The sequence below is a fragment of the Candidatus Krumholzibacteriia bacterium genome (assembly GCA_035268685.1).
Lineage (GTDB): Bacteria > Krumholzibacteriota > Krumholzibacteriia > JAJRXK01 > JAJRXK01 > JAJRXK01.
The window spans coordinates 14,076-38,814 of record DATFKK010000039.1; the positions used below are offsets into that span (position 1 = coordinate 14,076).

24 protein-coding genes are annotated in these 24,739 nt (G+C 68.0%); 13 read left to right on the forward strand and 11 right to left on the reverse strand.

Annotated elements, in window-relative coordinates; all coding sequences use genetic code 11:
- The first annotated feature begins 12 nt into the window (after window positions 1-12).
- The 5 genes from VKA86_04480 to VKA86_04500 all read left to right on the forward strand — a co-directional run bounded on the left by VKA86_04480 (window position 13) and on the right by VKA86_04500 (window position 4,639).
- The gene (locus tag VKA86_04480) at window positions 13-882 is read left to right on the forward strand and encodes an SCO family protein (protein HKK70450.1); all 870 of its coding nucleotides are present in this window, start codon (window positions 13-15) and stop codon (window positions 880-882) included.
- A complete protein-coding gene (coxB, locus tag VKA86_04485) occupies window positions 879-1,859 on the forward strand; it encodes a cytochrome c oxidase subunit II (GenBank protein HKK70451.1) in 981 nt (326 codons plus the stop codon). The genes VKA86_04480 and coxB overlap by 4 nt, the downstream gene beginning before the upstream one ends.
- A gap of 70 nt (window positions 1,860-1,929) precedes the next feature.
- Window positions 1,930-3,621 (forward strand): cytochrome c oxidase subunit I, encoded by a 1,692-nt coding sequence (gene ctaD, locus VKA86_04490; protein HKK70452.1) that lies wholly within the window; start codon window positions 1,930-1,932, stop codon window positions 3,619-3,621.
- Window positions 3,614-4,306 (forward strand): cytochrome c oxidase subunit 3 family protein, encoded by a 693-nt coding sequence (locus VKA86_04495; protein ID HKK70453.1) that lies wholly within the window; start codon window positions 3,614-3,616, stop codon window positions 4,304-4,306. Before ctaD ends, VKA86_04495 begins: the two co-directional genes overlap by 8 nt.
- Window positions 4,307-4,315: 9 nt before the next feature.
- Window positions 4,316-4,639 carry a cytochrome C oxidase subunit IV family protein gene (locus VKA86_04500; protein HKK70454.1) on the forward strand — a complete coding sequence of 108 codons (324 nt, stop codon included), beginning with the start codon at window positions 4,316-4,318 and terminating at the stop codon, window positions 4,637-4,639.
- A gap of 109 nt (window positions 4,640-4,748) precedes the next feature.
- Here VKA86_04500 and VKA86_04505 read toward each other — a convergent pair whose 3' ends face one another.
- Genes VKA86_04505 through VKA86_04520 form a run of 4 tightly spaced genes read right to left on the reverse strand, consistent with a single transcriptional unit; the run spans window position 4,749 to window position 9,443 of the window.
- A complete protein-coding gene (locus tag VKA86_04505) occupies window positions 4,749-5,264 on the reverse strand; it encodes a GNAT family N-acetyltransferase (GenBank protein HKK70455.1) in 516 nt (171 codons plus the stop codon).
- Window positions 5,261-7,234, reverse strand: a complete 1,974-nt coding sequence (locus VKA86_04510; GenBank protein ID HKK70456.1) for an acetoacetate--CoA ligase — start codon at window positions 7,232-7,234, stop codon at window positions 5,261-5,263. Before VKA86_04510 ends, VKA86_04505 begins: the two co-directional genes overlap by 4 nt.
- Window positions 7,231-8,565 (reverse strand): fumarylacetoacetase, encoded by a 1,335-nt coding sequence (gene fahA / locus VKA86_04515; GenBank protein ID HKK70457.1) that lies wholly within the window; start codon window positions 8,563-8,565, stop codon window positions 7,231-7,233. Before fahA ends, VKA86_04510 begins: the two co-directional genes overlap by 4 nt.
- Window positions 8,562-9,443, reverse strand: a complete 882-nt coding sequence (locus VKA86_04520; GenBank protein ID HKK70458.1) for a hypothetical protein — start codon at window positions 9,441-9,443, stop codon at window positions 8,562-8,564. Before VKA86_04520 ends, fahA begins: the two co-directional genes overlap by 4 nt.
- 190 nt (window positions 9,444-9,633) lie before the next feature.
- Between VKA86_04520 and hppD the strand changes: the two genes are divergently transcribed.
- Window positions 9,634-10,725, forward strand: a complete 1,092-nt coding sequence (gene hppD / locus VKA86_04525; protein ID HKK70459.1) for a 4-hydroxyphenylpyruvate dioxygenase — start codon at window positions 9,634-9,636, stop codon at window positions 10,723-10,725.
- Between the two features lie 11 nt (window positions 10,726-10,736).
- Window positions 10,737-11,897 carry a homogentisate 1,2-dioxygenase gene (locus tag VKA86_04530; protein HKK70460.1) on the forward strand — a complete coding sequence of 387 codons (1,161 nt, stop codon included), beginning with the start codon at window positions 10,737-10,739 and terminating at the stop codon, window positions 11,895-11,897.
- 2 nt (window positions 11,898-11,899) lie between these two features.
- On the opposite strand, the gene VKA86_04535 is transcribed toward VKA86_04530, so the two are convergent.
- Window positions 11,900-12,451 (reverse strand): NUDIX hydrolase, encoded by a 552-nt coding sequence (locus VKA86_04535; GenBank protein ID HKK70461.1) that lies wholly within the window; start codon window positions 12,449-12,451, stop codon window positions 11,900-11,902.
- Here VKA86_04535 and VKA86_04540 point away from each other — a divergent pair.
- The 6 genes from VKA86_04540 (at window position 12,450) to VKA86_04565 (ending at window position 18,114) form a co-directional block, all read left to right on the forward strand.
- Complete coding sequence (locus VKA86_04540) at window positions 12,450-13,631, forward strand: DUF3810 domain-containing protein (protein ID HKK70462.1); 1,182 nt, start codon at window positions 12,450-12,452, stop codon at window positions 13,629-13,631. The two genes, VKA86_04535 and VKA86_04540, sit on opposite strands and share 2 nt — an antisense overlap.
- Window positions 13,632-13,645: 14 nt before the next feature.
- Entirely contained in the window at window positions 13,646-14,812 is a 1,167-nt protein-coding gene (locus tag VKA86_04545; GenBank protein ID HKK70463.1) for a pyridoxal phosphate-dependent aminotransferase, read from the forward strand.
- Window positions 14,813-14,860: 48 nt separating this feature from the next.
- Window positions 14,861-15,445 (forward strand): LON peptidase substrate-binding domain-containing protein, encoded by a 585-nt coding sequence (locus VKA86_04550; GenBank protein HKK70464.1) that lies wholly within the window; start codon window positions 14,861-14,863, stop codon window positions 15,443-15,445.
- Between the two features lie 147 nt (window positions 15,446-15,592).
- Window positions 15,593-16,588, forward strand: a complete 996-nt coding sequence (locus VKA86_04555; GenBank protein ID HKK70465.1) for a MerR family transcriptional regulator — start codon at window positions 15,593-15,595, stop codon at window positions 16,586-16,588.
- Entirely contained in the window at window positions 16,566-17,024 is a 459-nt protein-coding gene (locus VKA86_04560; protein ID HKK70466.1) for a nuclear transport factor 2 family protein, read from the forward strand. The genes VKA86_04555 and VKA86_04560 overlap by 23 nt, the downstream gene beginning before the upstream one ends.
- A 10-nt stretch (window positions 17,025-17,034) precedes the next feature.
- On the forward strand, window positions 17,035-18,114 hold the full coding sequence (locus VKA86_04565) for a nucleotidyltransferase family protein (GenBank protein HKK70467.1): 1,080 nt from the start codon (window positions 17,035-17,037) through the stop codon (window positions 18,112-18,114).
- On the opposite strand, the gene VKA86_04570 is transcribed toward VKA86_04565, so the two are convergent.
- The 6 genes from VKA86_04570 to VKA86_04595 form a co-directional block, all read right to left on the reverse strand.
- Window positions 18,111-18,248, reverse strand: a complete 138-nt coding sequence (locus VKA86_04570) for a hypothetical protein (protein HKK70468.1) — start codon at window positions 18,246-18,248, stop codon at window positions 18,111-18,113. The two genes, VKA86_04565 and VKA86_04570, sit on opposite strands and share 4 nt — an antisense overlap.
- Before the next feature lie 137 nt (window positions 18,249-18,385).
- On the reverse strand, window positions 18,386-19,393 hold the full coding sequence (locus VKA86_04575) for a hypothetical protein (GenBank protein HKK70469.1): 1,008 nt from the start codon (window positions 19,391-19,393) through the stop codon (window positions 18,386-18,388).
- Window positions 19,390-19,779 (reverse strand): lasso peptide biosynthesis B2 protein, encoded by a 390-nt coding sequence (locus VKA86_04580; protein ID HKK70470.1) that lies wholly within the window; start codon window positions 19,777-19,779, stop codon window positions 19,390-19,392. Before VKA86_04580 ends, VKA86_04575 begins: the two co-directional genes overlap by 4 nt.
- 44 nt (window positions 19,780-19,823) lie before the next feature.
- Entirely contained in the window at window positions 19,824-20,027 is a 204-nt protein-coding gene (locus tag VKA86_04585; protein ID HKK70471.1) for a PqqD family protein, read from the reverse strand.
- Window positions 20,028-20,211: 184 nt separating this feature from the next.
- Entirely contained in the window at window positions 20,212-22,407 is a 2,196-nt protein-coding gene (locus tag VKA86_04590; GenBank protein ID HKK70472.1) for a S46 family peptidase, read from the reverse strand.
- Window positions 22,408-22,584: 177 nt separating this feature from the next.
- The coding region (locus VKA86_04595; protein ID HKK70473.1) for a hypothetical protein at window positions 22,585-24,739 on the reverse strand (2,155 nt) is incomplete at its 5' end.

The window sequence follows — 24,739 nt, forward strand, 5'->3', positions numbered from 1 at the left end:
ATGTATGAATCCATGAAGTTGCTCCGATGGACGGTCCTCGGACTGGCCACATTCGCGTTCGTGGCGCAGGCGTCGGTCGCCGATGCCCGCTACGGCAAGCAGGAACGTCTGGAAGAGGACGGGTCGCTGCCCGGCGACCTCCGTGAGGTCGGCTTCGACCAGCGACTGGGCGAAGACGTCCCGCTCGATCTGACCTTCACCGACGAGGCCGGGGAAGAAGTCCGTCTCGGGAAGTTCTTCGGATCGGACAAGCCGGTCGTCCTGGCCCTCGTCTACTACGAGTGCCCCATGCTCTGCGACATGATCCTGAGCGGTCTGACGACCAGCCTCGAGATCCTGAACTTCGATCCCGGCACCGACTACGAGGTCGTCGTGATCAGCTTCGATCCCGGCGAGGATCATTTCCTCGCCTCGGCCAAGAAGCGCGGCTACATGCAGCAGTTCGGACGTCCCGGCACCGAGGGTGGCTTCCACTTCCTGACCGGAACCCCCGAGAACATCGACGCAGTCACCGACGCCGTCGGCTTCACCTACAGCTACGACGAGGATCGCGACGAGTACGCCCACGCCAGTGGGATCACCATCCTGACCCCCGGAGGCAAGATCTCGCGCTATCTCTTCGGGGCAGAATTCGCCCCGAAGGACCTGCGACTCGCGCTGGTCGACTCGGGCGACTCGAAGATCGGCAGTGCCGTCGATCAGCTCCTGCTGTTCTGCTACAACTACGATCCCGCGACGGGGCGCTACGGCGCCGCCACGATGAACCTGGTGCGTCTGGGTGGCGCGCTGACCCTGGTCGCCGTGATCGGGTTCATCGTGTTCTCGCGTCGCCGGGACCGCCAGTCGGCCCGTGTCCCGAACGAGGAGCTTCCGCAATCATGACGCCGCTGCCGTCGATGCTCCCCCTGGCGAACATACCGTTGATGCCGGAGCAGGCGTCGACCATGGCCAAACGGGTCGACGACCTGTACTACGTCATGATCGGGCTGTCGGCCGTCGCGACCATCCTGATCGTCGCGGCGTTGGTGTTCTTCATCGTCCGCTACCGCCGCCGCCACGAAGACGAGATCGGACATCGAGAGCACGCCGGCAACTGGCTCGAGATCACCTGGACGGTGATCCCCGGCCTCATCTTCCTGGGACTGTTCTACTGGGGAGCCCACGTATACTTCGAGAACTACCGCATCCCGGCCGACGCCGAGCGCTACTACGTGGTGGGCAAGCAGTGGATGTGGAAGTACCAACATCCTTCGGGCAATCGCGAGATCAACGACCTGCACGTGCCGGTGGGACGTCCGATCGAGCTGGTCATCACCAGCGAGGACGTGATCCACAGTTTCTACGTGCCGGCCTTCCGGGTGAAGCGCGACGCCGTGCCCGGGCAGTACACCACCGCCTGGTTCGAAGCCACCAAGACGGGGACCTACGACATCTTCTGTGCCGAGTACTGCGGAGCCGAACATTCCCTGATGATCGGCAAGATCCACGTGATGGAAGAGGCCGACTACCAGGAATGGCTCGACGGCAAGAGCGACGGTCGATCGCTGATCGCCACCGGTGAACAGCTCTTCGAGGAGAAGGCCTGCAGCACCTGCCACCAACCCGACAGTTCGGCCCGGGCCCCCATTCTGAACGGCATCTACGGTTCGGAGATCGCGCTGCTCGGCGGCAACCGCACGAAGGCCGACGACAACTACATCCGGGAATCGATCCTCGAACCCAGCGCCAAGGTGGTGGCCGGCTACCAGCCGATCATGCCCACCTACAAGGGGCAACTGACCGAAGAGGAGATCCTGGAGCTGATGAGCTACATCAAGTCGCTCGACGGCGCCGACCAGGGCGCCCAGGGCACCAGGTGATGCGGGCGGGAGTTCTCGCCGAAGCCCCCGACCAGTGCGGCCCCGCGGGGTCGAGAAGGGTCCACGCGCCATGACGAGCACGACGATCACATCGGGCGGCGGCCGTGACGCCACCCCCGACCACGAACACCCCGACTACCTCAACGACGGGTACGGGGCGAAGTCGTGGCTTCTGAGTACCGATCACAAGCGGATCGCGATCCTCTACCTGATCTCGGCCACGGCGTTCTTCCTCCTGGGGAGCATCTTCGCCGCTCTGATCCGGCTCGAGCTGGCCACGCCCCAGGGCGACCTGGTCCAGCCGGACATGTACAACCGACTGTTCACGATCCACGGCGTGATCATGGTGTTCCTGTTCCTGATCCCGGCCATTCCGGGCATCTTCGGGAACTTCCTGATCCCGATCATGATCGGGGCCAAGGACCTGGCCTTCCCTCGACTGAACCTGGGGAGCTGGTACGTCTACAACCTCGGCTCGATTCTGGTGCTGTTGGCCGTCTTCCGCGGTGGACTCGACACCGGTTGGACCTTCTACGTGCCCTTCAGTTCGAGCTACTCGGCCACGAACGTCGTGTTGGCAGCCGTGGGGATCTTCATCGCCGGCTTCGCGTCGATCATGACCGGCCTGAACTTCCTGGTGACCGTCCACCGTCTGCGGGCCCCGGGCATGACCTGGTTCCGGCTGCCGCTCTTCGTCTGGAGCCACTACGCCACGAGCATCATCATCCTGCTCGGCACACCGGTCGTTGCGATCACGCTGCTGTTGGTGGGCGCCGAACGGGTGCTGCACCTGGGAATCTTCGACCCCGCCTACGGCGGGGATCCCCTGCTCTTCCAGCACCTCTTCTGGTTCTACAGCCATCCGGCCGTGTACATCATGGTGCTGCCGGCCATGGGCATCCAGAGCGAGATCATCGCCGCCTTCTCGCGCAAGCGCATCTTCGGCTACAAGTTCGTGGCCTACTCGAGCATGGCGATCGCAGTCCTGGGCTTCCTGGTCTGGGGTCACCACATGTACACCAGCGGCCAGTCGCCCTATGCGGCCGTCGTGTTCTCGATCCTGACCATGCTGGTGGCCGTACCGAGCGCCGTGAAGACCTTCAACTGGACGGCCACGCTCTACCGCGGATCGGTGAGCTTCGAGACACCCATGCTCTACGCCCTGGCCTTCATCGGGCTCTTCCTGGTGGGTGGTCTGACGGGCGTCATGCTGGGCACCCTGGGCTTCGACGTCCACGTGCACGACACCTACTTCGTGGTCGCCCACTTCCACTACGTGATGGTCGGCGTGACCGTCACTGCCTTCCTCGGCGGTCTGCACTTCTGGTGGCCGAAGATCACCGGCCGCATGTATCCCGAGGGTTGGGCCAAACTGTCGGCCCTGCTGGTCTTCGCGGGATTCAACCTGACCTTCTTCCCACAGTTCCTGCTCGGCTATCTGGGGATGCCGCGGCGCTACCACGCCTATCCCGACGACTGGCAGGTACTGAACGTGCTCAGCAGCGCCGGTGCGTCGATCCTGGGTGTCGGCTTCATCCTGCCCGGCATCTACCTCACGTGGTCGCTGGTCAAGGGGAAGAAGGCGCCGCCGAACCCTTGGGGTGCCACCGGTCTGGAGTGGCAGATCGGCTCACCGCCGACCAAGCACAACTTCGAGGAAGACGTGGTGGTGACCCACGAGGCCTACGACTACCACGGCCTGGCCGCGGCCACCCGGTCGTCCGATGCGCCAACGACCAAGGAGCAGGAGAACGTTGTCTGACGCCGCCCCCGCCCAACGACAACCCAACCGGCTGGCGTACTGGTACCGCAGCTACGCCGAGCAGACCGAGTCGGTCACGCTGGGCATGTGGCTGTTCCTGGTCACCGAGGTCATGTTCTTCGGTGGCCTGTTCATGGCCTACATGCTGTACCGGACCTTCAACCGTGAGGCCTTCGCCGCGGCGAGCTACACGCTCGACATCGGCCTCGGCGCGTTCAACACCGTCGTGCTGATCGTTTCGTCGCTCACGGTCGTGTTGGCGGTTTGGGCCGCCGAGAAGGGCAAGCAGAAGCAGCTGATCCTGTGGCTGGTCGCCACCATCGTGCTCGGCTGCACCTTCCTCGGCGTGAAGTACGTCGAATACGAACACAAGTGGCACGAGAACAAGTTCCCGGGTCCGGAGTTCGTGTTCGAGGACAAGCGGGACTTCGCGCACTCCGCCGAGCCCGTCGACCCGGACAAGGTGCGGATGTTCTTCCACATCTACTTCGGGATGACGGGCCTGCACGCCTTGCACATGATCATCGGGATCGGGGTCTTCGCGGTGCTACTGGTCAACGCCATCAAGGGGAAGTACACCCAGCGATGGCACGACCCGATACCGGTGGCCGGCCTCTATTGGCACTTCGTGGATCTCGTGTGGATCTACCTGTTCCCCTTGTTGTACCTGATCGGTCGACACTAGGAGGCGCGCATGTCTACCGAACAACACGGACACATCGGGCTGCGCGTCTACTTCGCGGTCTTCTTCGCCCTGATGATCCTCACCTGGATCACCGTCGAGGCCTCGTACCACGACTTCGAGCCCTGGAACGATCTGATCGCCCTGGGGATCGCCACGGCCAAGGGTGCGCTGGTGGTGCTCTTCTTCATGCACGTCTGGCACAGCTCGCCACTGACGAAGATCGTCCTGATCACGGCACTCTTCTTCTTCCTGGTCCTCGTGGCCTTCGTCTACGCCGACGTCCTCACCCGCGAGATGCTGAACGTTCCGTCGCGGCCGCCCGGATTCGGCTGACCCTCGGGCCTGGACCAACCCCATGTCCTTCGGCGGAACTCGCGAGGCGGAGTTCCGTGGAGCTTTCACGCGGGACGACCGATCCAGGGTCGGCCGAGGGAATGCGGCGTCATGGGTCGAGACGCTTCTCGACCACGACCACGTCGAGCACGCGTCCGAACTTCTCGCCGGCTCCGTGCATGGTCCCCACGCGACCGAACCCGTGACGTTCGAAGAGGGCCAGACTCGCCGAGTTCGTCGACTCGATCCGGCCGAGAACGACGCGGTGTTCCCCGCGGACGGCACACGCGATCAGGTCGTCGAGCAGGAGACTCCCGACGCCGCACCGCCGCTGGGCCCGATCCACGAAGAGCGAGGCTTCGACCGTCCGGGCGTATCCGGCCTTCGGTGACCACGCGGTGAGCTTGCCCCACGCGACCACCCCACCGGAGTCGTCCTCGACCACGCGCACGCGTTGCCGCGGAGGACGGTGTGCAGCCAGCCATTCCCCGCGGGAGCAGGGTTCCCACGGGTCGTGGTCCATGGTCGAGGTCGAGTGCTCGACCTCGTGGTTGTAGATCGCACAGATCGAGGGCAGGTCGGCTTCGCCGGCGTCGCGTACGCGGAAGCGTGGGGCAGCCGTCACCGCCTGCGCAGCTCCGGCCGGTCCCGGTAGGCCTCCAGCGACTCCGGATTCGCCAGGGCTTCGCGGTTGTCGACCTCCTCGCCGTGGACGACCTTGCGCACGGCGATCTCGCTGATCTTGCCGCTCACGGTGCGCGGGACGTCGTCGACGGCCACGATCACCCGCGGGACGTGGTGGGGACTGGCTTGCGACCGGATGGCCGCTCGCAATCGGTCCCGTAGCGTGTCGTCGAGTGCGTGGGCCTCGGCCATGCGTACGAACAGCACGATCCGCTGATCGTCCCCGGCGTCCTGGCCCACCACCACCGCTTCGAGCACCTCGTCGAAGTTCTCGACCACGCGATAGATCTCGGCAGTGCCGATGCGCACACCGCCCGGGTTGAGCGTCGCGTCGCTGCGTCCGTGGAACACCATCCCGCCGTGTGGGGTGACCTCGACCCAATCCCCGTGTCGCCAGGTGTTCTCGAAGTGCTCGAAGTAGGCACTCCGGTAACGGGCGCCCTCGAGGTCGTTCCAGAAGCCGACCGGCATCGAAGGAAACGGCAGCGTGCAGACCAGTTCCCCCTTCTGCCCCGGAGGCAGGGCATGGCCTGCATCGTCGAAGACCTCGACGTTCATCGCGAGCCCCCGCGTCTGCAGCTCACCGCGGCGAACGGGACCCATGGGATTGCCCAGGGCGAAGCACGAGATCAGGTCGGTACCCCCGGAGATCGACGCCAGCTGTAGGTCGCTCTTCACGTCGCGGTAGACCCAGTCGAAGCCTTCCGGCGCGAGCGGACTGCCGGTACTGAGGATCACACGCAACGCGTCGAGCCGATGGGTGTCGCGAGGGCGCAGGCCGCGCTTCTCGGCCATGGCGATCCACTTGGCGCTGGTGCCCAGCACGGACAGGTTCTCGTCGTCGACCAGGTCGAACAGCCGTGCCGTCCTCGGATGGAAGGGCGATCCGTCGATCAACACGATGCGCGCACCCACGGCGAGTCCGCTGGCCATCCAGTTCCACATCATCCAGCCACAGGTGGTGAAATACGCGAAACCGTCGCCCTCGCGAAGGTCGGTGTGCAACACCAGTTCCTTGAGGTGCTGCAGCAACGTGCCGCCCGCACCGTGTACGATCGCCTTGGGCAGACCCGTGGTCCCCGACGAGTACATGACGTAGACGGGGTGATCGAAGGGCAGCTGCTCGAAGTGGGGCGCGGCCGCAGCCCGTCCGCTCACCGCCTCGCTCCAGAGCACCACGTCGTCCACGTCGACCTCTTCGAGTGGGCGAGAAGCCAGGCTCTGCACCAGGAGCACGCGCTGCACCGAGGGGAGCTTCGAGCGCAACTCCCGCACCCGGTCGAGTGCCGGTCGGTTCTTGTCACCGTACCGGTGACCGTCGGCGGCCACGAGGACCTTCGGTTCGATCTGCCCCAGGCGATCGAGGGCGCCCTGGATCCCGAAGTCGGGCGAACAACTCGACCAGATGGCACCGAGTCCGGTCGTCGCCAGCATGGCGATCACCGTCTCGGCACGATTGGGCATGTAGGCGCCGACGCGATCGCCCACACCCACGCCGGCTTCCACGAGCGTCGCCTGGCACCTGGCAACCTCGGCGCGCAATTCGTCTCGCGTGTAGACGTGACGGCGACCCATCTCGTCGCGTCCGACCAGGGCGACCGCGTCGCCCCGATGGCGCAACAGGTTCTCGGCGAAGTTCAGACGCGCCTCGGGGAACCAACGGGCTCCGGGCATGCGGTCGATGTCCTCGACCACCACCGCGCCCTTCTCGCCGACCACGCCGACGAAGTCCCACAGACGCGACCAGAAGCCCGGCGCCTTGGCCACCGACCACCTCCAGAGGCCGTCGTAGTCGGTCACGGCGGGATCGACGGAGTCGCGGACCCCGCCGAGGAAACGAGCCATCGCCGTTGCCCGGGCGCGATCGACGGAGGGCTGCCAGAGGACCTCACCGGGCTCGCCCGCGCTCACGCCGCCGTCTCCTCCCCGCCGACCACGCCACGGCATTCGCCGAATCCGATCGGCACCGCGCCGTCGGACTCGCACCGTCCGCGCATGACGACCTCGTCGCCGTCCTCGAGGAAGCGCCGCTCCTCACCGGAGGGCAGCTCGATCGGCTCGGTTCCCCGCCACGTGAGTTCCAGCAGACACCCGCGGCTGCCCTTGTCGGGACCCGAAACGGTACCACTGGCGAGAAGATCACCGGGGCGCAGATTGCACCCGTTGCTGGCGTGATGGGTGAGCATCTGCGACACGGTCCAGTACATGTCGGTGAACGATCCTCGACTCAGACGGACCGGTTCCATGCCCTTCTCCCGCATCGTGGCACTGCTCAGGTACACTTCCACCGTCAGGTCGATGGCCCCACGCGCCTGGACGTCGGGATGGTCGAGATACGGCAGAGGCGACGGATCTCCCTCCGGTCGCGGCTCGGTGGGACGCCGGAAGGGCGCGAGCGCGTCCATGGTCACCACCCACGGCGAGATCGAGGTCGCGAAGCTCTTGGCCAGGAACGGACCGAGCGGCTGGTACTCCCAGGGCTGGATGTCGCGTGCGGACCAGTCGTTCACCAGGCAGAGCCCGAAGAGGTGCTCCTCGGCGCGTCCGATCGGAACGGGGTGTCCGAGCCCGTTGCCCGTTCCGACGAAGGCTCCCACCTCCATCTCGTAGTCGAAGCGTCTGGTCGGCCCGAATTCCGGGGCCTCGGCATCGGGTGCCTTCGCCTGGCCCGAAGGTCGATGGACCGGCGTCCCGCTGACGACCACCGACGACGCGCGCCCGTGGTATCCGACCGGGATCCACTTGTAGTTCGGCAACAGCGGATTGTCGGGACGGAACATGCTGCCCACGTTCGTCGCGTGGTGCACCGAGGCGTAGAAGTCGGTGTAGTCGCCGATACGCGCCGGTAGCTGCATCTCGAGATCGTCCGGGAGCAGGAGCAGTTCCTCGGCCCGACCGGTTCCGGAGATCTCGTCGTTGCCCGTGCTCAACAACTCGCTGATCCGCTGCCGGAGTGCGCGAAGGTGCTTGCGGCCGAGTCCCATGAGGTCGTTCAGCCGCCCGCTGCGACAGGCCTGTGCCGCCACACCGGCTTCGTCGCGCAGCAACCCGGTGTCGAGCAGCCCGGCCAGGTCGAGCACACGATCGCCGATGGCCACACCGATGCGCGGCGAGACCTCACCGTCCACGGTGAAGGCCCCGAAAGGAAGGTTCTGGATCGGGAAGTCCGTGCCTTCGGCCTGCGCGGACTCGACCCAGCTGCGAAGCTGGGGGTCGTGGGTCGCGTCGAGCGATTCGGTCATGTCAAGTCCAGGGTCTGGAGGTCGGTGACGGGCTCGGAGAACGAACACGACCCGAAACTGCGCGCGAAGCGCCGCCGGGCCTGGGCCACGTCCTCCGGCCCCAGGTGATGATCGCGCCAGCGCACGCCGCCGTCCGGCTCCAGGGCGAAGGCCGCGGGATCCTCCTCGGCCAGCAGGGCGTGCAGCGTGGCATCGTCGACGGGTTCGCGGGCCAGCAGCGCCGATGCCACGAACACGTTCAGGAATCCGTGCATGGTGCCGCGCGGAGCGTCCGGCTCGTAGGTGAGCGCCTGCTCCGAGCGCACCGGATGGTGCAGACCGGCGGTGAATTTCAGACCGACTCCGGCATCGGCGCACACCCGCAGGAAGCGCGCGACGGCCTCGATCGGTGGGAACAGGTCGCGACTCACGCCCCCGGTGCGGATCTTGGCCCGCGCTCCCGAATCCCGCAGCACCGGCATCCAGGGCGCGGGATCCTCGTTCCACGGGAGCTCGCAGAAGACCTCGACCGCACCGCCCACCGCCTCGGTCACGGCGGCGACCGCCTCGGCGTCGGCGGGACGGAACTCCAGGGCCACGACCTCGTAACGGCCGGGATGCCGGTCGACGAAGTCCTGCACGCGCTCGAGGTCGGCCAGGGGATCGGGGCCGAGCAGCACGCTGAGCGACCACAGTCCCGGTGCTCCGATCGAGTCCCGGCTGGCCTGCAGCTCGTCGAGGCGGCCGGCGGGCACGACGAGGCCGGCCAGCATCCAGGCCGCCTCGCCGTCACGCTGGCGCGCGTACTCGGCCACGGCATCGTCCATCGGCAGCGCCGACGGCGGGAAGAGCCCCGCGTAGTCGACGATCCCGGCCAGCAACTGACGTCCTCGGTTCACGGGATCCACCCCCCTCCGAGTGATCTCGGGTCGGCCACGTTCCCGGGCCGCGGACCGCACAGTGTAGCGGTCCGCGGGACCGGTGCCCAGGGTGCGCCTCGGCTGGCATCCGGGCCACCTTGTGATAAGGTGTCGGGCACCTTCGACGCCCCCGAAACGACTTTCTCGCCCAGCCCATTGGAGCCCAGTCGTGACCGAGAACCCACTGAACCTCAAGCGTCTGCACCACGCCGAGTTCTGGGTGGGCAACGCCAAACAGGCCGCCTTCTACTACAACCGTGCCTTCGGCTTCTCACAGACGGCCTACAGCGGCCTCGAGACGGGAGTGCGCGATCGCGCCAGCTACGTCATGGAGCAGAACCAGGTCCGGTTCGTCCTGAGCACGCCACTGACGTCGGACGACGAGATGAGCCGGCACCTGGCGAAGCACGGCGACGGAGTCCGCGACCTGGCCTTCGAGGTCGAGAACGCGGACTTCGCCCTCGAGGAAGCCGTGCGCCGCGGTGCCGAGCCGGCCATCGAACCACACACCGTGAGCGACGAGAACGGATCGGCCCGTCACAGTGCCATCAAGACCTACGGCGACACCATCCACAGCTTCTGGGATCTCAAGGACTACAACGGCCCGTTCCTGCCCCGGTTCCGGGCGAAGCACGTCGCGGGCGAATCGGTGGGCATCGGGATCATCGACCACTGCGTGGGCAACGTCGAGCTGGGCAAGATGGACTTCTGGGCCAACTGGTACCGCGACGTCATGGGCTTCGAGCGCTACCTGACCTTCGACGACGAAGACATCTCGACGGAGTACTCCGCGCTGATGTCGATCGTCATGAGCCAGGACGGCGCTTCGATCAAGTTTCCCATCAACGAACCGGCCGAGGGCAAGAAGAAGAGCCAGATCGAGGAGTATCTCGACTTCTACGAAGGACCTGGTGTCCAGCACGTGGCCCTGCTCACCAAGGACATCATCGACACCGTGGGCAAGCTGCGGGCGAACGGAGTGCAGTTCCTGTCGCTACCCGACAGCTACTACGACCTCGTGCGCGAGCGCGTGGGGGACGTGGTGAAGGAGGACTGGCAGAAGCTCCAGGAACTCGGCATCCTCATCGACGCCGACGACGAGGGCTACCTGCTGCAGCTCTTCACCCAGCCGGTCGAGGACCGTCCCACCTTGTTCTTCGAGATCATCCAGCGCCGCGGCAGTCGGGGGTTCGGCAAGGGGAACTTCAGGGCCCTGTTCGAGTCGATCGAGCGCGAGCAGGCGCTGCGCGGCAACCTGTAGCGGGAGCGGCCATGCCCTTCTACCACCGTCTCGGACAGCTGCCGCCCAAGCGCCATCAGGCGATGGAGAAGCCGGGCGGCGGGATGCACTTCGAGCAGCTCATGGGCAACAAGGGCTTCGTGGGCCCGTCGACGCTCATGTACCACCTCCACTACCCCACCGAGGTCCGCGACATCCGCAGCCGCGGCGACCGGCGTCTCGTTGCGACCGAAGAGCGCGAACTGCGCCCGCGCCATCTGCGGACCAGCGGCCTGAGCGATGGCGGAAGCATGGTCCTCGACCGCGTCCCGTTGCTGTTCAACGCCGACTGCGCGCTCTATCACGCGCGCCCCGACTCCGACGACGACTTCTTCTATCGCAACGGCCAGGCCGACGAACTCGTCTACGTCGCCACCGGCGAGGGTAGCCTCCACTCGCAGATGGGCGCGATCGCCGTGCGCGCCGGCGACTACGTGGTCGTCCCCCGGGGTATCGTCCACCAGTGGCGATTCCGCGGCGAAGCACCACGTCTGTTGATCACCGAGAGCCGTGGCTACGTGCGCACGCCCGAACGCTACCGCAACGAGTTCGGTCAGCTGATCGAGGGGGCCCCGTACGGGGAGCGCGACTTCCGACGACCCGAGGAGCTCGAGACCTTCGACGAAAAGGGCGATTTTCCGGTGGTCACCAAGCAAGACGACCACCTGACCGAGTTCGTCCTCGACCACCACCCCTTCGATGTCGTGGGCTGGGACGGCTATTACTACCCGTTCGCCTTCTCGATCCACGACTTCGAACCGAAGGTCGGCGCATACCATCTACCACCGCCCGTGCACCAGACCTTCGAGGGCGACGGCTTCGTGATCTGCAGCTTCTGTCCGCGCCCCTACGACTTCGGTGACGGCGCCGTGCCGGCCCCGTACTTCCACAGCAACGTGTGGAGCGACGAGGTCATCTACTACGCCAGCCAGGAGTTCATGAGCCGCAAGGGCATCGAGTTCGGATCGATCACCCTGCATCCCGACGGTCTCCCCCACGGTCCGCAGCCGGGACGCATGGAGGCGTCGATCGGTGCGAAGTGGGCCGACGAGCTGGCGGTGATGGTCGACACCTTCCGGCCGCTCCGTCTGGCCGTCGAAGCCCGCGAGGTCGAGGACCGCGACTACTGGAAGAGCTGGCAGTCGGCGGAGTGAACTCAGAAGAGGTCGCGCGGCGGCGGAGGTGCGTCGACAGGCGTGCCGAAGGGTGCGATCGGAGACCGACCGCGGACCTCCAGGAAGTGGCGCAGCGCCCAGGTGTTCGTGGGAAAGGCGAGATCGTCCCATGGGATCTCGTCGGCGGTGAACAGGCGTGCCTCGATGGACTCGGGGCCCGGATCGATCGTCGACTCCAGCATGCGGCCCCGGTACACGAGATGCACCTGACCGATGTGCGACAGGGAATAGACGGCGAGCAGGTCGTCCACGGCGATCCGTGCGCCCGTCTCCTCCAGGGTCTCGCGAATGGCGCCCGCCTCGGTGGATTCGCCGACCTCCATGAAGCCACCGGGAACCGTCCAGTAGCCCACCCGCGGTTCGATCGCGCGGCGGCAGAGCAGGATCCCGTCGTCCCACGTCGCCAGCGCGCCCACGACCAGACGCGGGTTCTCGTAGTGGATCCACCCGCAGGACCGGCAGACCATGCGCTCGCGGTCGTCGTCGTCGGGGACTCGACGCTCGAAGTCGGGATTGCGGTCGGATGAAACCATGAACGATCCGGGGAAGCGGGAAGTCCCAACGGTAGGCCCAGCCGTACTCGGCAACAAGCCCGCGCGCCGCATCGCGCTGCTGGCGGCGGGGCCGGTCGCCTGGGCGGCGAGCGCGGCCCTGGGATCGGCGGCACCGGGTCTCGTGGAGTCGCTCTACGGAGGTTCCCTCGGTGCCGCCGTGGGCTTCGCGCTGGCCCGCGCCACCGGCTGGATTCCCGTCTCGGTCGCCGAGGTCCTCCTGGCAGGCTTCGTCGTGGCCGAACTGGCCCGTCTGGCCGAGGGGCTGCGGCGATCGCCGCGTTCCCGCCGCCTGGCACGGGCAGTGGTCCTCGTGGCCCGCGATCTCAGCGTGGTCGTGGCTCTGTTCTACGTGGTGTGGGGGTTCCACTACGCGCGCCCCACCCTACCCGAGCGCGCGGGCTGGCCGACCCCCGAGGTCGACCTCGCGGGGCGCGTCGCCCTCGCCGAGGCTGCGGTCGACCGCGTCAACGCGCTGTACGTGCGCCTGCACGGCACCGAGGACGCCGGCCGTCCGACCGCTGCCCCGACCGATCTCGCCGCCCTGGACCGGGCGCTGGAGATCTCGTGGCGCGCGATCCCCGACCGTGTCGGTCTCCCCGAGACCGCGGGCTGGGACCGCGGACCGGTCAAACCCCTGCTGATCTCGCCGCTCCTGCACCGACTGGGACTGTCGGGGTTCTACTTCCCGTTCACCGGCGAGGCCAACGTCAACGACGACGTGCCGATCGTCCAGCGTGCCCGCGTGATGTCCCACGAGAAGGCCCACCAGCGGGGTGTCGGTCCCGAGGACGAGGCGAACTTCCTGGGTTGGCTCGCCGCGGCCACGGCCGACCACCTGCACGCCCGCTACGCCGCCGCCAGCTTCGCGTCGCGCCAGCTCATCCGGACGCTGCCCGGCGAAGAGAGAGAGCGGCTGGTGGCGCGTCGGGTGGCGGGCGTCCAGCGCGACGTGAACGACCTCTACGCCTACTGGGTGGCTGCACGCGGACCGGCGCGAACCCTGAGCCGCCGCGTCAACCACGCCTACCTGCGCAGCAACCGCGTCGCAGGCGGCGTGGACAGCTACGGCCGCAGCGTCCGTCTCCTGTTGGCCTACGCCGCGCTGCGCGGCGACCTGGACGTCGCAGCCGAACCGCCGACTCCTTCTGGACCCCGCTGAACCCCGGAGATCCAATGCCCCGTGCACCGCAAACGGCCGCTCGCCTCGAGGGAATCGGAGGCTCGGTCTTCGAGCGCCTCCTCCCACGCATCCGCGAACGGACTCCGCGACCGACCCGACTCCACATCGGCGACGCCGCCGACCCACCCGCCTACGAACTTCCCTTGGACCCGGACTTCCGCGAGGATCGCGCCCACTGGTTCCAGTACCCCAACACCGCCGGGATCGGGCGACTGCGCCGGGCGCTCGCCGACCACCACCGCAGCGTGCACGGTCTCGACACCGAACCCGATCAGATTCTCGTGACGAGCGGTGCGACGAATGCCCTGTCGTCGGCGCTGCAGGCGCTGGTCGACCCGGGGGACGAAGTGATCGTCCCGACCCCCTCCTGGCCCTTCTTCCGGGGCATGGTGCGCATGTCCGGTGGCGTGGTCCGCGAGGTCCCCTTCTACACCACCGAGGTCCGCACCGACGGCCTGCAGCGGATCGAGGCCACGATCGGCGAGCGAACCGCGGCTCTGTACCTGAACACGCCGAACAATCCTTCGTCACGCGTGCTCGACGCGGCCACCCGACGAGCGATCCTCGAGATCGCCGAGCGCCACGACCTGTGGGTGATCAGCGACGAGGCCTATGACGGCATGGCCTACGACGGACGGGCCACGCATCCGCTGTCCCTGTACTCCGCACGGCCCGAGAACGTCCTGTCGGTCTACACATTCTCCAAGATCTTCCGGTTCGCCGGCCTGCGCCTGGGCTGGATCCGGGCCGCCGCGCCGGTGATCCGGTCGGTGGACCGTGCCCTCGTCCACTCGGTCTACTCGGCGTCGTCCCTGGCGCAGGAACTCGTTCTGGACCCGGTGCGGCAGTTCACACGCTGGTCCGCCGGGGTCTCCGCCGACCTGCAGTCGCGCCGCGACCTGTTCCTGGGGACGCTCGACCTTCCGGTGGAGCCGTGCGAGGGGACGTACTTCGCGTTCCTCGACGCCGCACCTTTCTGCCGCCGTGGGCGCAACCCCGAAGACCTGATCGTCGAATGCCTGGACGCGGGGGTGCTGGTCGCGCCGGGTAGCGACTTCGGCACCGACTACGGATCCTGGATCCGTGCCTGTTTCGCCGCCGAGTCGCGGGACGCGGTCGAGGACGCCGCCCGGCGCCTGCGCCGGGTCCTGGCGGGCTGAGGCCGGTCGATCCCGCGCACTCCTCCCAGGAGGTCTGCCGTGACCCACATGATCGCCCCCGTGTTCCCGCTGCCCTCCTACTTCCTGTTCCCGGGGGCCGCCTCGCCGCTGCGCGTCTTCGAGCCCCGCTACCGGCAGATGGTCGAGGACCTCCTCGACGGACCCGGGCGCCTGGTGATGGCCTGCGTCGATCCCGCGCACGTCCACGAAATGGCCAGCGACCCGCCGGTCCTCGACACCGGCGGACTGGGCGAGATCGCGCGCCACCGGCGGCTGCCCAATGGCGAGTACCTGATCTGGGTCGTCGGCCTCGGCCGGGTCCGGATCGAGGAGGTCGAGTCCGACCGGCTGTACCGCCGGGCGAAGGCCCACCTGCTGGAAGATGACGACGAAGAGGCGGAGATCGCGGACCTCGGACTGTCGCTGCAGCTCCGCGATGCGATCGCCGAGCACAGCGAAGAGGATCTGGAGCTTCCGGACGAAGCACCCATCGGCTTCCTGGCCGACGTGCTGGCCCAGTGCCTGCCCCTCCCGGTTCCGCGGCTTCGCGAGTGCTTCGAGGAGCTCGATCCCCGACGGCGGGCCGACCTCGTGCTCGACGAACACCGCCTGCGTGGCACGTCGCCCGAGTGAAGCACGGCGAGACCAGTGCAGCCGGGATTCCGCCGGTACAGAGGTGATTCGCACTTCGTCGGATTCCTGTCGGGTGCTAGACTCGCCGGAATCTCGAAAATCACCATCCGTTCCGGCTGTTCCGGCCCCGTCCCGGCAGGTCCTCCGTTGAACGACGATCGTCTTCGCCCCCGGCATCCGATCCAGGTCGCCGCCCGCCGTGCCGGCCTGAACCCCGCCCTCCTCCGTGCCTGGGAACGCCGCTACCAGGCGGTCCGTCCCTCGCGCAGCGAGACCCGGCAACGCCTCTATTCCGACCAGGACGTCGAGCGTCTCCGCCGTCTGCGGATCGTGACCGACGCGGGACGTCGGATCAGCGAGGTCGCCGCGCTCGGCGACGAGCAACTGGCTGCCCTCCTGACCGAGGACGCCGTCCAGCACCGGGCCCTGACCCCGGCCGGGGTTCCGGGTCGACCCTCGCTCGAGCAGCTGCTCGGACGCGCTCGCGCGCGCGTCCGCGACCGCGACGAGCGCGGCCTCCGCCGCGAGCTCGAACGCGCCGTTCTTCTCTACGATCCGCTGCTGTTCCTCGACGAGGTACTCGGCGCGCTCGTGGAGCGCGGGGGATCTGCGTGGGCCGACCGCACCCTCGACCCGAGCCACGAGCACGTCACCAGCATCGTCGTCCGGACCCTGCTGGAAGACCTTCTGGTGCGCCTCCAGCCCGATCACCCGCGAGCACGGGTCGCCGTGGCCGTCCCTGCCGGCGAGCGTCACGAACTCGGCGGATTCGCGCTCTCGGTGGCCCTGGCGGTGTGCGGCTGCGACGGCCTGCGCCTCGGAGCCGAACTGCCCCCGAACACGATCGTCCGCCTCGCCCACGAGCAGTCCGTGGAGGCGGTCGCCCTCTCCGTGACGTGGGAGGGCGACACCCGCCGTCTCGAAGAGGAGCTCCTCGATCTGCGCCGGGCGCTGGACCCTTCCGTCCAGATGATCGTCGGGGGATGGGGCAGTCGGCGTCTCGAGCGGGTGATCGAGCGGATCGGCGCCGTCGCTCCGACCCGGCTGCAGGAGCTGCCCCGGGCGATCGATCGTATGCTGGACCATGCCCAGGAACGCCGCCCCCGTCGCGACGAGTTCGATGACCAATCCATCGCCAGCTGATCCCCTCGGCCAGCATGCGATCGCATTCTTCAGGGCCCTGTCGGTTCACCGCCTCGACCTCGTCGACGATTTCTACGCCGTCGACGTCCACTTCGAGGATCCCATGGTGAGCCTCGACGGCCGCGACCGGATGCGCTCCTATTACGCACAGGTCTACCGCAACGACCCGGCCCTGCGCTGGGAATTCCCCGAGGTGATCGGCGATCCCCCCTCCCGATCGCGCGGTATGGTCTGGATCATGCACATGCAGGTCGACGGCCTGAACGGGGGCCGGCCGATCTCGGTGCCGGGAATGTCGCGGCTGATCTTCGACGACGACGATCGCTGCATCTTCCACCGGGACTACTTCGACATGGGAGCCTTCGTGTACGAGAACGTGCCCGTGCTCCGCAACGTCGTGGGCTACGTGAAGAAGAAGCTGCACGGCGAGTTCTGACGGGACCACCATGACCCGACGCCCCGCACACAGCCTGCGGGCCGTGCTGGCCCGATGCATGGGACTCCCCGGCGCCCAACCCTGGGTCGATGCCGCGACGATCGAACTCGCGACGTCCCTGGGACTTGCCGCGGTCACCGCCCACGCCGTGACGACGGGCGCCGCACGCGCCGGTGCCGGTGGGCGTTGGACCGAACGTCTGGTTCGCGCCGCGGCCCGGGAACAGGCCCTCGTGCTCGCGAGCGAGGACGAGGCGTCGCGCGTGGTCGCACGGTTGCACGGCGCGGGCATCCCGAGCATCGCGCTCAAGGGGCTGGCCTCGAACGCCGTGGTGCACGCCCCGCACGGCTGGTGCCGCGCACCCGGCGACGTCGACCTGCTCGTGCCCGGGTCCCGTGCGGACGAAGCCCGCGCCCTCTTCGCCGCAGACCCCGCCTACGCGGCCGTGGAGGACCTCGAGGCGGAGTTCTACGAGAACCACCACCACCTGCAACCCTTCGTGCGGCGCGATCGTGCCGCGACGCCGATCGAACTCCACCGCCGGATCTCCGGCGTGACCACCGGCGACGTCCGGATCGACCACGAGGGTTGTTGGGCCCGCGCCGTTGCCCATCCGTCGCTCGGACCGGGCGCGCTGCGCCTCGACGACGTCGACCAGTGCCTCGCCACGATCATCCACATCGACCGTGACGACGCCTACATGCGCCGCGCACGTCAACTCCTGGACCTGGCCCTGTGGTGGGAACGCTGCGCGGACCGCCGCGAAGATCTCTGGGCCCGCGCCGAACGGTGGAACGCCACGTCGACGGTCGAGCGCGCGCTGACCGTTCTGGACGCCTTCCTGGGCGGATCAAGGACGACTGGACGCCACGACGCCACGGCACCGAGCCGCGGGACCCGCCTGTGGCGAATGCTGGCCCTGGATTCGGTGACCTTCGCCGATCGCCGATCCGTGTTCCCCGGCTGGTACCGGAATGCGGTGCTTCGCGCATTGATCCACGAACAGGACCCGGGGAGGGTCCTGTCGCGGATCGTTCGCCCTGTTCTCGGAGGCCCGCCCTGGGACCGAGGCGAGCCGGGCGCTGCCTAGGGCATGTGCCAGAAGAGCTTACGCCCTTCTCGCGAACCGGACCCACTGGCGTCGAAACCGGTGTAGAGGGTGATCTCCTTGAGATCCTCGCGCGCAATGATGGCGGGTGTCTCGTAGGTCTTCTTCGGCTGCATCTGTACAACTCCTGGCGTCAGGACCCGATTCGAGCCCGGCGCGTGTTCTGGACCGCGCGGGAGCCACGATCTACACCCCGGAGTATACCGGATCCTGCCGGCGAACGCCGGGCAGAATTCACGTTCGACCGTCGATTTTACAGTCGTGTCGCAGGTTTCCCGTCGGCCCCGCCGGCGGACGCCCCCGCGAGAGCACACAGGCGATCCGTGGCCTCCACGAGGTCCGCGCCGACGAGGAGCCGGTGGCACGCAGCGGTCTCGCAGACTCCCGCCAGCAGATCGAACTGGCGCCGCGACGTAGCGCGCTCGCTGGGCACGAGACTCTGCTTGAGCAGTCGGCTGAGCGCGTCGCTTGGTGAAAGTCCATCGCAAATCGACGTGTCGGCATCGTGGATCCGGGGGAACACGATCCACCGGACGCGTGCCGTTTCGACGGGAGTGAGCCCCTCGACGGCGTGCACGGGCAAGAACCACTTCCCGGCACCGGCTCGACGCTCCGCGCGCGACCTCGACGCCGGCGGCAGCAGGGCCTCGAGCGTGGGGTCGGTGAGGTGCAGCGGCGACCAGCGCGCCCCGACCACCGGCACGCTCTCGTCCCCAGCGCCGTCGAGATAGCAGGTGTCATCGCCCAGGAATCCCCATCCCCGGAGGGCCATGGCGAGGCTCAGGGTGGTCTTCCCGGAACCCGACGCACCGCACAGGAGCATGGCGTCGCCGCCGGCCGTGACGGCCCCCGCGTGGACGGAATACAGGGAGCGTGCCTTCAGCAGCTCCACCACCACCGGATCGAGCAGTCGGTGTCCCGGGAGCCAGGCGTGCGCCTCCACACCCTCGTCGAGGTGGACCCTGGCGGTACCGGTCTCGGGCTCGACCCTGGCCCATCCCACGCCGTCGGACTCGATCACCAGGGCTCCGTCCGTCGCGGCGGAGAAGCGCGTCCCGTCGGCGGCCACACCGAGCGAAGCACCGCGCGGGGGCTTCGCGGTGCCGAGGCCGTGCGCGATCTCGATCTCGAGATCCGGTGCCTCCGGTCCGCCGGGCGCACGATGGGCCGCAAAGATCTCGTCGAGCACTCTCGCCGAGCCCTCGTCGCGTGCGGTGACGGCGAGGCGTCGACCGTGGATCCGGTAGTCGCATCGATTCACGGCAGTCGCTCCCCTTCACGCGCCGGAGTGCGCAGGAATTCCTCGTAGTCCTCGGTCTTGCCCTCGGGTTCTCCGAAGGGCGCTCCATCGATCTCGACCCAGGCGTGTCCCCGCTCCAGATGCCCGCGGAACCGGACCCCGATCACGAGATCGGCGTCGTGTCCGTGATGGCGGAGCATGCGCGCCAGGCCGTAGGCACGTACGAGACAGGCGTCGCCCCGAAGGCGTCCGAGTGCTCGGCGGTAGGCACGGTGCACCGCCGCCGCAGACGCCCGGCGCCGTCCGGGAGACGTCGCGTCGAGACTCGACACGATCTCGCGGGCGCTCGAGCGGGCCACCCGTCGGCGGGCGCCCCACAGGTGCCAGAGTGCCTCGAGTTCGAGCATCAGACGCAATGCGACCGCCCTGCGAGCGCCGCCCCTCGCCCGCGTCAGATCTCGAAGAGACCCTCGGCGAGCATGGTCTCGGCGAAATTGACCGTGTCACGCCGCGCCGTGTCCTCGTCGACGTCGAAGGCATCCATGACCGCAGCCACGATCTCGTCCACGGTCCGGCGCCCGTCGGCTGCGTTCCAGATCAGGGAACCGACGGGATTCAGCGTGGAGTACACGCTCGAGTCCAGGTTGAGGATCACCACGTGATCGTCCAGCTCACGCCAGTGCGCACGCGCAGACCGGCGAGGTCGTGACTGTGGTCCCACCTTCGTCGACTTCGTGCCTCCGTCATCGACCACGGCTGGCTCCCCTCGGTCTCGTGCAGCGCTCGCTCGTCCCGAGAGTCTAGACGCCGAGGCGAGCCGGGGCAACGGAACACCGCGCTCAGCGTCGACCGGCAGGCCGTCGGAACTGCGGACGGATCCCCATCTCCTCGAGAATGCGATGCGCACCGTCGACGGCGTCCATGACCCAGAGCATGTATCGCGAATCGACCTGGATCGTGCGGACCACGTCCTCGTTCACGACCCAGTCGGCGGCGACCCCTTCCCAGTTCATGTCGAAGGCCAGACCGATCACTTCTCCGCGCGCGTTCAGCGCCGAGGAGCCGGAGCTGCCGTTGGTGACGTTGACCGTGCTCAGGAAGGCGACGGGAAGCGTCCGCAGATCGGGATCCACGTAGGGCCCGAACCGGCCCGCACGTGCCATTTCCAGCAGCCGACGCGGACTGTCGAAGGGTCGTTCGCCGGTGTCCTTCTCCAGGACGCCACGGACCGTGGTCTGCGGCTGATACTCGACGCCGTCCCGCGGACGGTAGCCCTCGACCACTCCGAAGCCCACACGGAGCGTGCCGTTCGCGTCGGGGGCCAGACGGCCGTCGAGCATCGCTCGCTGCGCGGCGACGAGCCGTGGCCGCAACCGCAGGCGTGCTCCCGCGTGTTCCTCGGCGCGATCTTCGAGTTCCTCGGCGAGCCCGCGAAGTTCGAAGGCCAGGTCGAGGAAGGTGTCCCCGAGTTCACGAAGATCTCCGACCGTGGCCGTGAACAGTTCCTGGCGCAGGTCGAGTTCGTGGAGCCGCGTCCCGTCGTAGAGAGTGTCGAGCACAGCCTGGATCCGCGCCTCGTCGGTCTCCGCCCCGGTGGCGGCGAGCGCCGTGTCGAGGGCCGGGATCCGTTGGTCTCCGGGGAGCTGAACGGCCTTGCGCAGGATCCACTCCAGCCCGGCCCGGTCGCTCCCGACGTGGATCGACCGCTGCGCCCGGCGCAGGCCCGCCTCGCGGCGCGGCCAGTCGCGCTCCTGGTAGCCCTCGTCGCGCTCGGCGTCGGGCTTGGTGCGTTCCTCGGCCATGCGCACGAGCAGGTCGGCCTGCCCGAGCAGGGGCGACGCCGAGTCCAGCCAACGGAAGACGGTGTCCCGTTCCCGCGTGGCGCGCTCGCGCGCGAGCAGCGCCTCGAACTCGTCGCGAGCGCGGCGGTAGTCCTCGGCCATGTCCTCGTCGTCGGCGACGTAGCGCTCGAGCGCCCGTTCCTGCGCGCGCTTGTGGGCGAGCGGGTCGTCTCGCTCGAAGGCCTCGAGCGTGCCCCCGTACTTCTTCTGGTAGTTGCGCAGCCCGCGGATGCGCGAGGCGTTGGCGAGTTGTACCTCGCGGTCGGCCTCGCCCTGCTCCTCGAGGATCGTGGCGAGTTCCTCGCGGTAGCGCACCGAGGTGGGCATGTCCCACTCCTGGGCCTCGCGGACCTCCGTCGCCGTCGCCAGCCGCCGCGTGCGGCCCGGGTATCCGGCCAGCAGGACCAGGTCGCCGGGGTCGAGGTCACGCGTCGAGATCTCCAGGTGGTGCTCGGGACGGTAGGGAACGTTCTCGGGCGAGAAGTCGGCGGGACGACCGTCGGGACCGACGTAGGCCCGGTAGAAGGCGAAGTCACCGGTGTGACGCGGCCACATCCAGTTGTCGACCTCGCCACCGAAGTTGCCCACGCCCTGCGCCGGCGCGTAGACCAGGCGGACGTCGCGGATCTCCATGGCCGTGATCTTCAGGTAGGTCTCGCCCTCGAAGAACGAACGCACCCAGCACCGCACGTCGTCGGTGGCGCTCTCGCACGCGGCCACCATGGCCTTGCGTCGCTCCTCCACCCGCTCGGCGCGCTCGGTGTCGCCGACGTCCTCGAGTCCACCGGTGATCTCGGCGGTGACGTCCTCGATCGCCGTCGTCACGTACACCCGTGCCGTCGGGGACGCGAGCACCTCGTCGTCGAGCGTCGCGGCCAGGAAGCCGTCGGCCACGTAGTCGCGCTCCGGCGTCGAGTTGTACTGCAGTGATCCGTACACGCAGTGGTGGTTGGTGACGATCAGTCCCTGGTCCGACACGAAGGCCGCGCTGCAGCCGCCGAGCGAGACGATCGCGCCCATGGGGAAGTCCGTGAGGTCGGCGAACGAGTCGGGATCGAGTTCCAATCCGAGTTCGCGCAGCTCGTCGCCGAGCATCGGGATCTGCTGGGGCATCCACATGCCCTCGTCCGCGCCGGCCGGAGCGGACAGCAGGCAGAGCACGGCGAACAGGGGGGCGGCGATCCTCGACGGCATGGAGCGCTTCCTCTCGGCACAGGGTTCCGAACGGGGACGGAGAGCCCTGCAAATTAGCCGCGCATCCACGCTGGCATCAAGGCCTCGGGGCCGGCGATCACGCTTCCGTGCGGTGGCGGCTCGACAGGACGTCGGCCTGATCGCTCGAACAAGGTCACCGGTCCGCCTGGCCGCCGCTCAGTGGCCCACCGTCAACGTCGCCGACAGGGAACCGTTCGTGTCGACTCGGCCGGAGGTCTCGGCGTTCTCGCCGTCCGCGCGCCAGTCGATGCGGCCGAAGTCGCGCTCGACGGCCACGAAGGAGTACCGTCCGGGCTCGAGGAGTCCCGATCCGGCGATGCCACCGCAGTCGTCGTCGAATTCGCATTCGAAGGGATTGTCGCCGGGCCCTCCGAAGATCCAGACGAAGTACACCCGGGCCCCGTCGATCTGGCCGGCAAGGCTCCAGGCCGCCGGGTCGCCGTAGACGTCGAAGCTGACGTCGATCTCGGTCTCGCCGTCGGCGTAGGCCGTGTAGGTGTCGAGTTCGAAGTCGGGGTTCGAGAGCGACACGAAACCCTCGGTGGAACCCGTGAAGGTCGCGCCACCGAAGGCGTTCGGCGTTCCCGTGATGGTCGAACGATGGAACTGTCGGAGTTCCACGCCCGCGCTCATGCCGTTGGATCCGTCACCGGATTCGTCGTAGTCGAATTCGTGTTCGAAGGGTTCGGCGCCCTCCACCCGGCTCGTCGAGTCGACCCGCGCGAAGAAGACGATCTCCGCCCCGGGGGCGGCGCGGTTCGTGTCGTACTGGAATCCGAGATTGATGTCGGTGTCCACCTCGCGCGAGGTCATCACGATCTGGTTCGTACGCAACGCCGAAGTGCTTGCCGAGATCGTCTCGTCGTCGTCGAAGGTCGCGGTTGCCTGGACCCGCAGTTCGTTCGTGTAGCGCCCGAAGCGACTGATCTCGGGCATCGTCACCGTGGTCGTCAACTCGCCGACGGCATCGGTGAGGCCTTCGAAGGGAACGAGGCCTGCGTCGAAGGCGACGACGCGAACCTCGACTCCCTCCAGCGGCGTGCTCGTCCCGTTGGCGCGTTCACCGACGCGCACGGTGATCGTCGCCGACTCCCCGGGGCCGAGACGATCCGGGAGGCCGTCGATCTCGACGAAGCGACCGACGTCGGCCGCACTTGCCGACACCGATCGCGTGGCCTGCTGGTCGAAGTCCCCGGTGGCCGAGACGTCCACCCTGACTTCGGCCGAACCCGGCGCGAGCGACACGAAGGTGTCGAATCGCCCGTCCGGACCCGTCACGCCGGCCGCGGGATCCACGGAGCCACCCACGGCGACGCACTCGATCAAGACGTTCTCGAGCCAGAGCGTGTCGCCGATCGCGCTCACGGTGCCGGCACGCACTTCGAGTCCATTGATCCCTCCCTCGCTGATCTCGTCGTCCATCGACGCCACCACGAGGAGCGGCGGCGACACGTAGACCGAGAGAGTCTCGGTCGTGAGGATCTGGTCGCCGAAGGCCCCGGCGTCGTACTCGTAGCCCGGGATCTGGACGAGGGACGTGACGTCGGGACCGCTGTCGATGCGCGCGAAGATCCGGCCCTCGCCCTCGCCGTCGGTGGCCGCGCGCCAGGCGAGGATGCCGGCGTCGGTCGCGTCGATCACTTCGGGAGTGTGGCTGAGTGGCGTGACATAGCGCGCGTCGGTCACGCGCGCGCGCCAGGTCATCGACGGGATGCTCGCGACGTCGAAGGCGAGGTCCGAGGTCGGTACCTGCGATGCGTAGTTCGACAGCAGCCCTCGGAAGATCCCCAGGAAGTAGTCGATCGTCTGGATGAGCGCGACGCGTCGCGGATGCCCGGAGGGTAGGCTGCCCGGGAGAACGCCCATGGCGTTCAGAACGAGGTCGACCAGATCGAGGGTGGTGATCGTCGCCGGTTGGTTCGAGGCCTGGATCCAGATCTCGGTCTGGGCCACCTCGCCCGGGGCGACGACGAGGGGATCGGCCGTCAGCTCGAAGGAATCGATCTGCGCGGGAAGGTAGCTGAGCGCGATCGTGTTGACGGCGGTGTTCACCAGGCCGAGGACGGTTCCGATCGTTCCCGCGAGCGCGACGCCGGGTGCCGCCACGGTTCCGCCCACGCCGACGAACGAGATCCCACCGACGACCGTGCCCATCCACGTTCCCCACGTCGACGTGGTCTCGCCGATGACCTGCTGGCCGACGTCGCGAACCATGACGTAGAGCTGCATGCGCATGGCGAGTTCGGTGTCGGTCAGCTCGGTCGTACGCCGCTGCGGCGCTGCCCTCTCGGCGACCGCCGAGATCCCTTCC